Source organism: Streptomyces triticagri (assembly GCF_003429565.1).
Lineage (GTDB): Bacteria > Actinomycetota > Actinomycetes > Streptomycetales > Streptomycetaceae > Streptomyces > Streptomyces triticagri.
This window is the reverse complement of sequence record NZ_QUAK01000025.1, coordinates 26069-38368: the sequence shown is the minus strand read 5'-3', so window position 1 is coordinate 38368 and position 12300 is coordinate 26069. Positions and strand designations below refer to the sequence as shown.

Sequence of the window (12300 nt, the reverse complement as noted above, 5' to 3'; positions counted from 1 at the left end):
CTTCAGACCAGTTCGGAGGACACCAGTGGGACGACTCTTCGGCACGGACGGCGTGCGGGGTGTCGCCAACGCGGATCTCACGGCCGAGCTGGCGCTCGGTCTGTCCGTGGCGGCGGCACATGTGCTCGCGGAGCAGGGATCTTTTGAAGGCCGCCGTGCGGTTGCGGTGGTCGGACGGGATCCGCGTGCGTCCGGGGAGTTCCTCGAGGCCGCGGTGGTCGCGGGGCTCGCCAGCGCCGGCGTCGATGTGCTGCGCGTCGGTGTGCTGCCCACGCCGGCCGTCGCGCATCTCACCGGGGCGCTCGGTGCCGACCTCGGCGTGATGCTCTCGGCCAGCCACAACGCCATGCCGGACAACGGCGTCAAGTTCTTCGCCCGCGGCGGTCACAAGCTCGCCGACGAGCTCGAGGACCGTATCGAGGCGGTGTACGAGGAGCACCGCACCGGTGCGCCGTGGAGCCGTCCGACGGGCGCCGGGGTCGGCCGGGTGCGTACCTACGACGAGGGCTTCGACCAGTACGTCGCGCATCTCATCGGCGTACTGCCCAACCGGCTCGACGGGCTGAAGATCGTCCTGGACGAGGCGCACGGTGCGGCATCCCGGGTCTCGCCCGAGGCGTTCGCGCGGGCGGGTGCGGAGGTCGTCACGATCGGTGCCGACCCGGACGGCCTGAACATCAACGACGGCTGCGGGTCGACCCACTTGGAGCTGCTCCGGGCCGCCGTGGTCGAGCACGGGGCCGATCTCGGCATCGCGCACGACGGGGACGCCGACCGCTGCCTGGCGGTGGACGCCGCGGGGCAGGAGGTCGACGGCGACCAGATCCTCGCGGTGCTCGCGCTCGGTCTTCGGGAGCGGGGTGCGCTGCGCAAGGACACCGTCGTCGCGACGGTCATGTCCAATCTGGGCTTCCGGCTCGCCATGGAGCGCGAGGGCGTGCAGTTCGTGGCGACCGCGGTCGGTGACCGCTATGTGCTCGAGGCGATGAAGGAGAAGGGCTTCGCGCTCGGCGGTGAGCAGTCCGGCCACGTGATCATCCTCGATCACGCGACGACCGGTGACGGCACCCTGACCGGTCTGATGCTGGCCGCGCGGATGGCCGAGACCGGGCGCAGCCTGGCCGATCTCGCCGGTGTGATGCGGCGCCTGCCGCAGGTCCTGATCAATGTGCCCGATGTGGACAAGTCGCGGGTCACGACCTCCGCCGAGCTGGCCGCCGCGGTGACCGCCGCGGAGCGCGAACTGGGCTCCACCGGCAGGGTGTTGCTGCGTCCGTCCGGTACCGAGCCGCTGGTACGGGTGATGGTCGAGGCCGCCGACACCGACCAGGCGCGGGCGGTCGCGGAGCGGCTGGCGGATGTGGTGAAGTCGGCGCTCGGCTGACGGATCAGGGATTCAGGACGCGGGGCGGGCCTTCGGGCCGGCCCCGCGTCTGCGTTGCCGGGCCCGGGTACGCCTTCTGCGCGCGCAGCGCAGGGCTGCGGGCCTCAGAGCTTGCGCAGGCGCAGGCGTTGGACCTTGTGGTCGGGGCCCTTGCGGAGGACGAGGGTGGCGCGGCCGCGGGTCGGGGCGACGTTCTGCAGCAGATTCGGCTTGTTGACGGTGTGCCACATGGTGCGGGCGTACTCCAGGGCCTCCTCCTCGCTCACCAGGGTGTGCCGGTGGAAGTACGAGTCGGGGTTCTGGAAGGCCGTCTGGCGCAGCTTCTTGAAGCGGTTGAGGTACCAGCCCTCGACGTCCTCGGGGCGTGCGTCGACGTACACACTGAAGTCGAAGTAGTCGGCGAGGCCGACGCGGGTGCGGCCGTCCTTGCCGGGCAGGGCGGGCTGCAGCACGTTCAGGCCCTCGACGATCAGGATGTCGGGGCGGCGGACGGTGAGGCGCTGGTCCGGGACGATGTCGTAGACCAGGTGCGAGTAGACCGGCGCGGTGACCTCCTCCTTGCCGGCCTTCACATCGGCCACGAAGCGGGTCAGGGCGCGGCGGTCGTACGACTCGGGGAAGCCCTTGCGGGAGGTCAGGCCGCGGGCCTTGAGCTCCTTCAGCGGCAGCAGGAAGCCGTCGGTGGTGACCAGTTCGACGCGCGGGTGCTCGGGCCAGCGGGCGAGCATCGCGCGCAGCAGCCGGGAGACGGTGGACTTGCCGACGGCCACCGAGCCGGCGACGCCTATCACGAAGGGGGTGCCGTGCTGGGTGCCCTGTTCGCCGAGGAAGGTGTTGAGGGAGCCGCGCAGGTCGTCCGTGGCGTTCACATACAGATTCAGGAGGCGGGACAGCGGCAGGTAGATGTCCCGTACCTCGTCGAGGTCGATCACGTCGCCGAGGCCGCGCAGCCGCTCCAGCTCCTCGGCCGTGAGCGGCAGGGGGGTCTTGTCGCGCAGGGCGCTCCACTCGGCGCGGGTGAGGTCGACGTACGGCGTCGGCTCGGTGCGGCGGTGGGGTTGGCCGGGGGCGCTGGGGGGCGACGACAGGATCACTGGCTCATTGTCGCTCCTGCGGCTGAGGGACTGCAGGTGGGGCTCGTCACGTGACGCGCGGGTTGTGTCCGCGGCGGAGCGGGAGCGGAAGGGCTGGCTCCTAAGGTCTGGACCTGTCCGTCGGGCCGGGCTAGCCTCGCCGGGCAACCGGGGCGGAGCCGCCGCGTCCGGCACCGGACCGGAGGGACGCCATGTCCGTACGCCTTCGTGTTTTCGCAGGTCGCAGCAGCTCCGCCGGTGCCGTTGCCGGCTTCGCCGAGCGGGTGCGCGGCGAGCTCGTGCTCGATCTGCCCGACGACGATCTGGGCGAGGACCTGGAGGACTGCCTCGACTTCTACGAGTGGGGCAGCAAGCCGCGCTGCGAGGAGATCGAGTATCTGCGCCTGGTCCGCGAGGCCCGCGACCGGATGAGCCGCGGCTGGTGATGGGCGCGCGGGCCCGAGCCCGTGACAGTACGCACCTCCTGACACGCGCGGGTCACCCGGGACAGCAGCAGGCTCTGCGAGCATGAGAGCCGTCAGCTGCCCGGAAGTCACCGGTGGGTCCGCCGTGAAGGGGTTGGTATGTGCGGAATCGTGGGGTACGTCGGCACGCAGTCGGCGCTTGATGTCGTCCTGGCCGGCCTGAAGCGCCTGGAGTACCGGGGCTACGACTCGGCGGGCGTGGCCGTGCCCGCGGACGGCTCGCTCGCCGCCGCCAGGAAGGCCGGCAAGCTGGTCAATCTGGAGAAGGAACTCCTCGAGCGCCCGCTGCCGGCCGGCACCACCGGAATCGGCCACACCCGCTGGGCCACCCACGGCGGACCCACCGACGCCAACGCCCATCCGCATCTGGACCAGGCCGGCCGGGTCGCCGTCGTGCACAACGGCATCATCGAGAACTTCGCCGAGCTCCGCGCCGAACTGGCCGACCGCGGCCACCGGTTGGCCTCCGAGACCGACACCGAGGTGGTCTCGCATCTGCTCGCCGAGGAGTTCTCCGGGTGCGCGGATCTGGCCGAGGCGATGCGGCTGGTGTGCCGGCGGCTCGAGGGTGCCTTCACCCTCGTCGCGGTGCACGCGGACGAGCCGGACGTGGTGGTCGGTGCGCGGCGCAACTCGCCGCTCGTGGTGGGCGTAGGGGAGGGCGAGTCCTTCCTCGCGTCCGATGTGGCCGCCTTCATCGCCCACACCCGTACCGCCATCGAGCTCGGCCAGGACCAGGTCGTGGAGCTGCGTCCGGCCGGTGTGACGGTGACGGACTTCGCCGGGCGGCCCGCCGACGTACGGACGTACCACGTCGACTGGGACGTCTCCGCCGCCGAGAAGGGCGGCTACGACTACTTCATGCTCAAGGAGATCGCCGAGCAGCCGAAGGCGGTCGCGGACACCCTGCTCGGCCGGATCGACCGCGCGGGATCGCTCAGCCTCGACGAGGTGCGGATTCCGGCGAGCGTGCTGCGCGAGGTCGACAAGGTGGTGATCGTGGCCTGCGGTACGGCCTTCCACGCCGGTCTGATCGCCAAGTACGCGATCGAGCACTGGACCAGGATGCCGTGCGAGGTCGAGCTGGCCAGCGAGTTCCGCTACCGGGACCCGATCCTGGACCCGCGCACGCTGGTCGTGGCGATCTCGCAGTCCGGCGAGACCATGGACACCCTGATGGCGCTGCGGCACGCGCGCGAGCAGGGCGCGAAGGTCCTGGCGATCTGCAACACCAACGGCTCGACCATCCCGCGTGAATCGGACGCCGTCCTGTACACCCACGCAGGCCCCGAGGTCGCCGTCGCCTCCACCAAGGCGTTCCTGACCCAGCTGGTCGCCTGCTATCTGGTGGCGCTCTATCTGGGCCAGGTCCGCGGCACCAAGTGGGGCGACGAGATCAGCGCCGTGATCCATGAACTCTCCGACATCGCGCAGGAGGTGGAGCGGGTGCTCGCCACCATGGAGCCGGTACGGGAGCTGGCCCGCACACTCGCGGACAAGAACACGGTGCTCTTCCTCGGCCGGCATGTGGGCTATCCGGTGGCGCTCGAAGGTGCCCTGAAACTCAAGGAGTTGGCGTACATGCACGCCGAGGGGTTCGCGGCCGGCGAGCTCAAGCACGGGCCGATCGCGCTGATCGAGGAGGATCTGCCGGTCGTGGTGGTGGTGCCCTCGCCGCGCGGGCGCTCGGTGCTGCACGACAAGATCGTGTCGAACATCCAGGAGATCCGGGCCCGTGGCGCCCGGACCATCGTGATCGCCGAGGAGGGCGACGAGGCCGTGCTGCCGTACGCCGACCATCTGATCCGGATTCCGGCCACCCCGACCCTGCTGCAGCCGCTGGTGTCCACCGTGCCGCTGCAGGTCTTCGCCTGCGAGCTGGCCACGGCCCGTGGCAACGAGGTGGACCAGCCGCGCAATCTCGCGAAGTCGGTCACCGTCGAATGATCATCGGGGTGGGGATCGACGTCGCCGAGATCGAGCGCTTCGGCAGGTCCCTCGAGCGGACTCCGGGGCTCGCCGAACGGGTCTTCGTACCGGCCGAGTTGCTGCTGCCGAGCGGGGAGCGGCGCGGGGTCGCCTCGCTCGCCGCACGGTTCGCTGCGAAGGAGGCGCTCGCCAAGTCCCTCGGTGCGCCCGCCGGTCTGCTCTGGACGGACGCGGAGGTATGGGTCGAGGAGAGCGGACAGCCGCGGCTCCGGGTGCGCGGCAGTGTCGCGGCGCGGGCGGCGGAGCTGGGCGTACGGGGCTGGCACGTGTCCCTCAGCCACGACGCGGGGATCGCATCGGCCGTGGTGATAGCGGAGGGCTAGGAGATTTAGGAGATTTGTCGGACGCCCCCTGAGGGTGGCTCCCCGGCCCGGCGTCCGGGCGGCCCGGCCGTCGTGGGTGCGGCAGACTCGGGGCATGCGTACTGCTTATGGCGTGGACGAGGTGCGGGCGGCCGAGCGGGACCTGATGGCGAGGCTGCCGGAGGGTGCGCTGATGCAGCGGGCGGCGGCCGGTCTGGCGGCCGCGTCCGCCGAACTCCTGGGCAGGGTCTACGGATCCAGGGTCGTCCTGCTCGTCGGCAGCGGGGACAACGGGGGTGACGCGCTGTACGCGGGAGCCCGGCTGGCCCGGCGCGGGGCGGGGGTGACGGCGGTGCTGCTTGCGCCGGGGCGGGCGCACGGGCATGGTCTCTCGGCCCTGCGGAAGGCGGGCGGGGCGGCGCTGGAGGCCGAGGGCTCGGGTGGCGGGACGGAGTTGGGTGCCGAGGCGGCGCTGCGTGCCGTGGCCCGGGCGGATCTGGTGCTCGACGGGATCGTGGGCATCGGCGGCAAGGGGGGACTGCGGCCGCTCGCGGCCCGGTTCGCCCGTGCGGCGCGGGAGTCGGAGGCCGCCGTGCTCGCCGTGGATCTGCCCAGCGGTGTCGAGGCGGACAGCGGGGAGGTGCGCGGGGAGGCCGTACGGGCCGATGCGACGGTGACGTTCGGGGCGTACAAGCCGGGGCTGCTCGTCGATCCCGGGCGGGAGTACGCGGGCGTGGTGCGGCTCGTGCCGATCGGGATCGAGCCGGCCGGGGCGCCCGCGGTCGAGGCGCTGCAGTTCGCGGACGTGGCCCGGCTGTTGCCACGGCCCGGGGCCGAGAGTGACAAGTACCGGCGCGGGGTGGTCGGGATCGCGGCCGGCTCGGCGCAATACCCCGGGGCGGGGGTGCTCGCGGTTGCGGGGGCGGTGCGCTCGGGCGCGGGGGCGGTGCGGTACGTCGGGGCGGCGGCCGGCGAGGTGATCGCGCGCTTCCCCGAGGCGCTGGTGCACGAGGGCCCGCCGTCGCACGCGGGACGGGTGCAGGCCTGGGTGGTGGGGCCGGGGCTCGGGAGCGGGCAGGACGGCGGGCGGCTGGTCGCCGATGTGCTCGGTACGGATGTGCCGGTGCTGGTCGATGCGGAGGGGCTGCGGCATCTCGAACCGTCCGTGGTCCGGGCCCGTACGGCGCCCACGCTGCTCACTCCGCATGCGGGGGAGGCGGCGGCGCTGCTCGGGGTGCCGAGGGAGGAGGTGGAGTCCGCGCGGCTCGCGTCCGTACGGGGCCTTGCGGCGGCGTATGGGGCGACGGTGCTGTTGAAGGGGGCGACCACGCTGGTCGCGGCTCCGGCGGGGGCGCCGGTCCGGGTCAATTCGACGGGTACGGCATGGTTGGCCACCGCGGGCAGTGGTGATGTGTTGTCCGGCTTGGCGGGGGCGTTGCTGGCCGCGGGGCTTCTGTCGGGGGATGCGGGTGCCGTTGCGGCGTATTTGCATGGGCTTGCGGCGAGGGGCGCCTCCGGCGGGGGGCGGGGTGCTTCCGGCGGGGGGCCGGTTGCGGCGCAGGATGTGGCGGCGGCCATTCCGGGGGCCTGGCGGGAGGTTCTCGGCTGAGGGCTTCGTGCGGGGTGCTGTTCCAGGCCCCGGCCATTGAGGACAAGAAGGAGCCCGTCCGGCGTTTGAGGACAAGGGGGTCTCGCCAGGCCACGGCCGGGGAGAAGCGCCATACGCTGCCGGACGGGCTCACCGTGGCGCTCTGAGACACTGGGCCACGATGAACGAGTTCCCGCGCGTGTGCGCACAGATCGATCTGGCCGCTCTGCGCGCCAATGTGCGCGCCTTGCGCGCCCGCGCTCCGCGCTCCGCCTTCATGGCCGTCGTCAAGGCGGATGCGTACGGGCACGGGATGATCCCCTGCGCCAGGGCCGCCGTGGAGGCGGGCGCGAGCTGGCTGGGTGCGGCCACCCCCGAGGAGGCGCTGGCGCTGCGCGCGGCCGGCATCGGGCCCGGCGAGGCGCGGGTGCTGTGCTGGCTGTGGACACCGGGCGGCCCCTGGCGCGAGGCGATCGAGGCGGACGTGGACGTGTCGGTCAGCGGGCTCTGGGCGCTGGCCGAGGTCACCGCCGCGGCCCGCGAGTGCGGCCGTACCGCGCGGATCCAGCTCAAGGCCGACACCGGCCTCGGCCGCAACGGCTGCCAGCCCGCCGACTGGCCGCGGCTCGTCGAGGAGGCCCTGAAGGCCGAGGCGGAGGGCACCGTCAAGGTCACCGGCGTCTGGTCGCACTACGCCTGTGCCGACGAGCCGGGCCACCCGTCCATCGCCCTGCAGAGCACCGCCTTCGAGGAGGCCCTGCGGATCGTCGACGAGGCCGGACTGCGCCCCGAGGTCCGGCACATCGCCAACTCGCCCGCGACCCTCACCCTGCCCGGGTCGCACTACGACCTGGTGCGCCCCGGGATCGCCATGTACGGCATCTCGCCGTCGCCCGAGCTCGGCACCTCCGCCGGTCTCGGCCTGCGCCCCGTGATGACGCTCACCGCCTCGCTCGCGCAGGTCAAGCACGTACCGGCGGAGCACGGCGTCAGTTACGGGCGCCACTACGTGACGCCACGCGCCACGACTCTCGGCCTGGTCCCGGCCGGGTACGGGGACGGCATTCCACGGCATGCGTCGGGCAGCGGCCCGGTCCTGGTGGCGGGCAAGTGGCGCCGGGCGGCGGGGCGGATCGCCATGGACCAGTTCGTGGTCGACCTGGCGGGTGACGAGCCCGCCGTGGGGGAGCCCGCGGTGCTGTTCGGGCCGGGTGACGGCGGCGAGCCGTCGGCGGCCGACTGGGCGCTCGCCGCGGACACCATCGCGTACGAGATCGTGACGCGCATCGGTTCACGCGTGCCCCGCGTCCATATGAACGGGTGAGAACGAGTGAGAACGGGTGACGCCCGGCGTGACGGTACAGCGTCGATCACGGCGGACCTGTGACCGTTGCCCCGCGCCGGGGAAGGTGTAACTGTCAACCAGGATCCGTCAACCAGGATCCGTCAATCGGGATCCATGCGCCGCAGACAGGCAGGAGCGCACGTGAGCGAGACCAGCACGGGGGGCGCCGCCCGGGCGGCGAGCACCGCGGTGCAGCAGGTCGTCGGCGGGAGCACCGCGAACTGGCGCCGGGCGGGAGTCGCCGGCGTCGCGATAGGCGTGGTGGCCGCGGGGGCGGCGGCAGGTGTCGCGGTGGAGCGCCTCACGGTCGGCCGCGGGATGCGCAAGAAGGCCCGGCTCGCCCTGGACGCGGCCGGTCCGTACGGTGCGCTGCGCGGCATGCCGGGCCGGGCCGCCGCCGAGGACGGCACCGAGCTCTACTACGAGATCGACGAGCCCGACCCGGCCGGCGGCGAAGCCCCGCGCCGCAGACGGCTCTTCGGCCGCCGGGCGCCCGCACCGGTCACCGTGGTGTTCAGCCATGGCTACTGCCTCAGCCAGGACTCCTGGCATTTCCAGCGCGCGGCGCTGCGCTCGGTCGTCCGTACCGTGTACTGGGACCAGCGCAGTCACGGCCGGTCGGAGCGGGGCCGGGCGCAGGCCGACGGGGTGGCGGTAGACATCGACCAGCTGGGCCGTGACCTGAAGGCCGTGATCGACGCCGCGGCGCCGGAGGGGCCGCTGGTGCTCGTCGGGCATTCGATGGGCGGCATGACGGTGATGGCCCTCGCCGACCAGTACCCGGAGTTCGTCCGGGACCGGGTCGTGGGGGTCGCCTTCGTCGGTACGTCCTCCGGCCGCCTCGGCGAGGTCAACTACGGACTGCCGACGGCCGGGGTGAACGCGGTGCGCCGGGTACTGCCCGGGGTGCTCAACGCCCTCGGTGCCCGCGCCGAGCTGGTGGAGCGCGGACGGCGGGCCACCGCGGACCTCTTCGCGGGGATCATCAAGCGCTACTCGTTCGCCTCGCGGGACGTGGATCCGGCGGTGGCGCGGTTCGCGGAGCGGCTGATCGAGGCGACGCCGATCGATGTGGTCGCCGAGTTCTATCCGGCGTTCCAGGACCACGACAAGGCCGAGGCCCTGAAGCACTTCGCGGACGTGCCCGTACTCGTACTCGCCGGCGACCAGGACCTGGTCACGCCGAGCGAGCACAGCGAGGCGATCGGGGACGCGCTGCCGGACGCGGAGCTGGTGATCGTGCCGGACGCGGGCCACCTCGTGATGATGGAGCACCCCGAGACCGTCACCGACCGTCTGGCGGACCTGCTGACCCGGGCGGGAGCGGTCGCGTCGGCCGCTACCGTGAGGAGTTATGGAAGCACCGCACCCCAGGACCGCCCCTGAGCGCAGCACCGCCGCTGACGGGCCGGGTCCCGAAGTCAATGCCGCCCAGCTCACCGTCAAGTCCCCCGAAGAGATGCGGGAGTTGGGCCTCCGCCTGGCCGGCCTGCTGCGTGCGGGCGATCTGGTGATGCTCACCGGCGCGCTCGGCGCCGGCAAGACGACCCTCACCCGGGGCCTCGGTGAGGGCCTCGGGGTGCGTGGCGCCGTCACCTCGCCGACCTTTGTGATCGCCCGGGTGCACCCTTCGCTCGGCTCCGGGCCGCCGCTGGTGCACGTGGACGCGTACCGCCTCGGTGGCGGGCTCGACGAGATGGAGGACCTCGATCTCGATGTCTCGCTGCCCGAGTCGGTGATCGTCGTGGAGTGGGGCGAGGGCCGGGTCGAGGAGCTGTCCGAGGACCGGCTGCACGTGGTCATCGACCGGGCCGCGGGGGACACGGACGACGAGGTGCGGGGCGTCGCGGTCACCGGTGTGGGGGCCCGCTGGGCGGACGTGGACCTGGGCGTCCTCGTGGATCCCGCGATCTGACCGACAAGGTGTCGGGAAATTCTTGCGTGGTCGGTACGGGGCGTGGTCACATGGACGGAGGACGTGGTTAGGTCTACCTAACCACGACTCCCGTCGGAGCTTCAGGAGGCACCATGCCGGCGCGTGATCCGTCCGCGAGGCCCCAGCCGTCGGCGCCGGCGGCGCCGACGGCGCCGTCGATGAGTGAGTTGCTTCTCGCCTGTGCGGCGGCGGAGGCGGTGTCCACGCCTCCTCCTCCGGAGCGGGGGGTGGGGGATCGGTCGTCGCCCCGTGTCGGGGCGGGAGACCCTGCGCCTTCGCGCCCCAGCACCCGCCGCGATGCGGCTTAGCCCTCGGCCGGTCCGGCATCCTCTGCCCCTCCGGGACCTCGGCCTGTCTGGCGACCTAAGGCTCTCCGGCACCTTCAGCCGACCCGGCATCCAACTTCAGCCAGTCCGGCATCCTCAGCCCGTCCGGCGTTTGAGGACGAGGCCGTTCAGGCCAAGAAAGAGCCCGTCCGGCGATTGAGGACGAGGCCGCCAGGCCGATGCCTGGAACCGGAGCGGCCCTGGACGGGCTGTGTCCTCAAGCGCCGGACGGGGGCTGAGATTTGCCCTGGACGGGCCGTGTCCTCAAGCGCCGGACCGGCTGAAAGATTTGCCCTGAACGGGCCGAAAGATGTCCTCAAACGCCGGACGGGCTGGGGTGAGCCGGACGGGCTGAGGGTGTGCCCGGTGGGCTCTGAGACGTGGCTTGCCCGATGGGCTGAGGTCGCCGGATGGGCGGACGTTGCCGGACGGGCTGGGGTGAGCCGGACGGGTGGAGGTCGCCCGATGCGTGGAGGATGCCGGACGGGCTGAGGTTGCCCGATGGGCTGAGGATGCCGGACGGGCTGGCGTTACGGGACCACGATGACGGGGCGGCCGATTTCCGCGAACTTCCACATCGCGGACCCGTCCGCGCGGGACTCCCGAATCCCACCCGTCTTCTTCTCCGGATCAGGAGAAGCCGTCGAGCCGTCCACCGCCGCGCTGAAGCCGATCGCGACGCCCTCGTTGTTCGCAAAGCGCACCACGTGCTCGATCGGCACCCCGTCGGACCCCGTGATCGTCCCCGACCGGGAGGTCACCGCGTACTTGCCCGGCAGCGGATCGACCGTGCTGGGCGTGACCTCGAAGGTGCGCTGCACCTTGTTCCGCGAACCCACCAGCCAGACCCGGTCCGAGTCGAGCGCGTACACCACCCGGGCCCCGGAGCCGGACTCCGCGGGCAGCGCCTTCGGGTCGGACTTCTCGGCGGGGGTCTTGGAGCTGCTCGCCGAGGCCTCGGGGCGGTCCTTGCCCAGCTGGTCCGGGACGTTCGCGGAGGCCTGGTAGGCGAGGAAGCCGACGGCGGCGAGGGCCACCGCCGTGAGCCCGGCCACGAATCCCGAGCTGCTGCGTGACACCGGGTCCCACCCTTCGCGTGTACGGTCGCACGCCCGTGCGCACCGTAGATACGACTTCCGTTCAGGGGCCGACGGTAGCAGCAGGGGCGGCCCGGCCCTTGACGCCGTGCCCCGGCCGCGCAAGCCGTAGGCTGTTCGCGTGCTCTTGCTCGCCCTGGATACCGCCACTCCCGCCGTCGGCGTCGCCCTGCACGACGGCACCTCCGTACTCGCCGAGTCCCGCTCGGTGGACGCCAGACGCCACGGGGAGCTGCTGCTCCCCGCCGTCGACCGGGTGCTCGCCGAGGCGGGCGTACGCCTCGACGACGTCACCGCGATCGTGGCGGGCGTCGGCCCCGGCCCGTACACCGGACTGAGAGTCGGCCTGATGACCGCCGAGACCTTCGGCTCCGCGCTCGGCATCCCGGTGCACGGCGTGTGCACCCTGGACGGTCTCGCCTACGCCGCGGGACTGGACGGCGACTTCGTGGTGGCCACCGACGCCCGGCGCAAGGAGGTCTACTGGGCGCGCTACACCTCGCCGCGCACCCGGGTGGACGGCCCGTCCGTCGACCGGCCGGCCGACATCGCCGAGCAGGTGGCCGGCCTCCCCGCGGTCGGCGCGGGCGCACGGCTGTATCCCGAGACGTTCACGGACGTACGTGGACCGGAGCACGTCTCCGCGGGAGCGCTCGCCGCGCTTGCGGCCGAACGGCTCGCGGACGGCGCGGAGTTGCCCGAGCCGCGGCCGCTCTATCTGCGCCGCCCCGACGCGCAGGTGCCCAAGAACTACAAGGTGGTCACCCCCCGGTGA

At 72.5% G+C, this 12300-nt stretch carries 12 protein-coding genes; 9 read left to right on the top strand and 3 right to left on the bottom strand.

What is annotated here, in order from left to right; all coding sequences use genetic code 11:
- Positions 1 to 25 precede the first annotated feature (25 nt).
- Positions 26 to 1384 carry a phosphoglucosamine mutase gene (gene glmM, locus DY218_RS05080; RefSeq protein ID WP_128554700.1) on the top strand — a complete coding sequence of 453 codons (1359 nt, stop codon included), beginning with the start codon at positions 26 to 28 and terminating at the stop codon, positions 1382 to 1384.
- 104 nt (positions 1385 to 1488) lie between these two features.
- On the opposite strand, the gene coaA is transcribed toward glmM, so the two are convergent.
- Positions 1489 to 2475, bottom strand: coding sequence for a type I pantothenate kinase (gene coaA / locus DY218_RS05075; protein WP_128554842.1), 987 nt, complete (start codon positions 2473 to 2475; stop codon positions 1489 to 1491).
- Between the two features lie 194 nt (positions 2476 to 2669).
- Here coaA and DY218_RS05070 point away from each other — a divergent pair, with 194 nt between their 5' ends.
- The 7 genes from DY218_RS05070 (at position 2670) to tsaE (ending at position 10081) form a co-directional block, all read left to right on the top strand.
- Positions 2670 to 2903, top strand: a complete 234-nt coding sequence (locus DY218_RS05070; protein ID WP_128554699.1) for a hypothetical protein — start codon at positions 2670 to 2672, stop codon at positions 2901 to 2903.
- A 138-nt stretch (positions 2904 to 3041) separates the two neighbouring features.
- Positions 3042 to 4889, top strand: coding sequence for a glutamine--fructose-6-phosphate transaminase (isomerizing) (gene glmS, locus DY218_RS05065; RefSeq protein ID WP_128554698.1), 1848 nt, complete (start codon positions 3042 to 3044; stop codon positions 4887 to 4889).
- A complete protein-coding gene (locus tag DY218_RS05060) occupies positions 4886 to 5254 on the top strand; it encodes a holo-ACP synthase (protein ID WP_128554697.1) in 369 nt (122 codons plus the stop codon). Before glmS ends, DY218_RS05060 begins: the two co-directional genes overlap by 4 nt.
- 94 nt (positions 5255 to 5348) lie before the next feature.
- The gene (locus DY218_RS05055; protein WP_128554696.1) at positions 5349 to 6842 is read left to right on the top strand and encodes an NAD(P)H-hydrate dehydratase; all 1494 of its coding nucleotides are present in this window, start codon (positions 5349 to 5351) and stop codon (positions 6840 to 6842) included.
- A gap of 160 nt (positions 6843 to 7002) precedes the next feature.
- Complete coding sequence (gene alr, locus DY218_RS05050; protein WP_128554695.1) at positions 7003 to 8145, top strand: alanine racemase; 1143 nt, start codon at positions 7003 to 7005, stop codon at positions 8143 to 8145.
- Between the two features lie 162 nt (positions 8146 to 8307).
- Positions 8308 to 9552 (top strand): alpha/beta fold hydrolase, encoded by a 1245-nt coding sequence (locus tag DY218_RS05045; protein ID WP_407703557.1) that lies wholly within the window; start codon positions 8308 to 8310, stop codon positions 9550 to 9552.
- Positions 9521 to 10081 (top strand): tRNA (adenosine(37)-N6)-threonylcarbamoyltransferase complex ATPase subunit type 1 TsaE, encoded by a 561-nt coding sequence (gene tsaE, locus DY218_RS05040; protein ID WP_128554693.1) that lies wholly within the window; start codon positions 9521 to 9523, stop codon positions 10079 to 10081. Before DY218_RS05045 ends, tsaE begins: the two co-directional genes overlap by 32 nt.
- A 73-nt stretch (positions 10082 to 10154) precedes the next feature.
- On the opposite strand, the gene DY218_RS34840 is transcribed toward tsaE, so the two are convergent.
- Both DY218_RS34840 and DY218_RS05030 read right to left on the bottom strand, forming a co-directional pair.
- Positions 10155 to 10307, bottom strand: coding sequence for a hypothetical protein (locus DY218_RS34840; RefSeq protein WP_233521370.1), 153 nt, complete (start codon positions 10305 to 10307; stop codon positions 10155 to 10157).
- Positions 10308 to 10958: 651 nt separating this feature from the next.
- A complete protein-coding gene (locus tag DY218_RS05030) occupies positions 10959 to 11507 on the bottom strand; it encodes a hypothetical protein (protein ID WP_128554691.1) in 549 nt (182 codons plus the stop codon).
- 139 nt (positions 11508 to 11646) lie between these two features.
- On the opposite strand from DY218_RS05030, the gene tsaB reads away from it, so the two are divergent.
- Positions 11647 to 12300 carry a tRNA (adenosine(37)-N6)-threonylcarbamoyltransferase complex dimerization subunit type 1 TsaB gene (gene tsaB, locus DY218_RS05025; RefSeq protein WP_128554690.1) on the top strand — a complete coding sequence of 218 codons (654 nt, stop codon included), beginning with the start codon at positions 11647 to 11649 and terminating at the stop codon, positions 12298 to 12300.

What these genes read in the sequence shown, in the direction of transcription:
- DY218_RS05070 (WP_128554699.1), top strand. Translation starts at nt 2,670, where the DNA reads ATGTCCGTACGCCTTCGTGTTTTCGCAGGTCGCAGCAGCTCCGCCGGT.
- glmS (WP_128554698.1), top strand. Translation starts at nt 3,042, where the DNA reads ATGTGCGGAATCGTGGGGTACGTCGGCACGCAGTCGGCGCTTGATGTC.
- DY218_RS05060 (WP_128554697.1), top strand. Translation starts at nt 4,886, where the DNA reads ATGATCATCGGGGTGGGGATCGACGTCGCCGAGATCGAGCGCTTCGGC.
- DY218_RS05055 (WP_128554696.1), top strand. Translation starts at nt 5,349, where the DNA reads ATGCGTACTGCTTATGGCGTGGACGAGGTGCGGGCGGCCGAGCGGGAC.
- alr (WP_128554695.1), top strand. Translation starts at nt 7,003, where the DNA reads ATGAACGAGTTCCCGCGCGTGTGCGCACAGATCGATCTGGCCGCTCTG.
- tsaE (WP_128554693.1), top strand. Translation starts at nt 9,521, where the DNA reads ATGGAAGCACCGCACCCCAGGACCGCCCCTGAGCGCAGCACCGCCGCT.